Origin of the sequence: Chloroflexus islandicus, from assembly GCF_001650695.1 — a bacterium.
In the GTDB taxonomy this organism is placed as follows: Bacteria; Chloroflexota; Chloroflexia; order Chloroflexales; family Chloroflexaceae; genus Chloroflexus; species Chloroflexus islandicus.
In genome coordinates this window covers 1-970 of sequence record NZ_LWQS01000121.1, presented here as the reverse complement: position 1 = coordinate 970, position 970 = coordinate 1, and the positions used below count along the sequence as shown (strand labels likewise).

Genomic DNA, 970 nt, shown 5'->3' with positions numbered 1-970 from the left:
GCGGTCGCCCGCCATGCACCCGCCACGCCGCCACCAGCGCCTCGCCTACCTGCCGGCAGGCCTCGACCAAAAACGCCCCCGACCCCATCGCCGGGTCGCACACCGCCAACCCTAAAAGCTGCTCCGGACGCGGCGGCGCGCCATCGGCGCCGCGCAACCGCGCCAACACCGGCGCCAGCGTCTCGCGCACGATCGGCTCGCTCAACGCCCGCGGCGTGTAGTGCGACCCCGACCGCCGCCGCTCGGCGCTCGGCTGCAACACCAGCGCTCCCGCCGGCGCAATGTCCGGCGTGGCCCGCTCGTCCACCACCGGTCGCAACGCCGCGTGCAGGTCGGCAAGGCTCCGCGCCGCCTTCACCCCCTCCAGCACCCCCTTCGGCAGCTCGCGCCCGGTCTGCTCGCGCAACCACTGCCCCCGCGCACCCGGCGGGCAAGCCAGCAGCGCGGCAAGGTCGATCGGGGCCGGCGCGCCGCTCCGCTGCTCGGCCTTGATCGCTAGCGTCGGGCCGGTCGCCACTGCCAGCCGGAAGCCCATCATCGTCTCGTACACCGCCCCAATCTGCTCGACATCGAGCGCCCGGTACGACAACCGCTCGCCGTCGAGGATCAGCAGCTTCTCCAGCACCTGATAGACCGCCCCGTCGGGAATGCGCGGGACGGCGATCCGCTGCCCGTGCTGGCGGACGCTGCCCAGCGGGCGGCCTTCGAGGAACGGGAAGCGGTCGGGGTCGAACAGCACGCCGGCCCGCCGCGGCAACCCCAGCTCCGGCGCGCCGTCGTGCAGCAGCCGGAACAGCACCAGCAGCCGCGCCCACGCCCCGTAGCGGTGGTGCATCGTATCGGGATACAGCGCGGCATCGGCCCGCAACTGCTCGTACAAACTCGCCAGCGCGTACTGCTGCTCCCAGACCGCATCGGTGGGCAACAAGCCGCGCTCCTCGGCGTAGAGCAAGAAAATCAGGCGCAGCAT

1 protein-coding gene is annotated in these 970 nt (G+C 72.8%); it reads right to left on the bottom strand.

All coding sequences use genetic code 11. The features are described 5' to 3' along the window. Positions 1-970, bottom strand: a 970-nt coding sequence (locus tag A6A03_RS19345; RefSeq protein ID WP_156525398.1) for an N-6 DNA methylase, incomplete at both ends; no start/stop codon positions are given.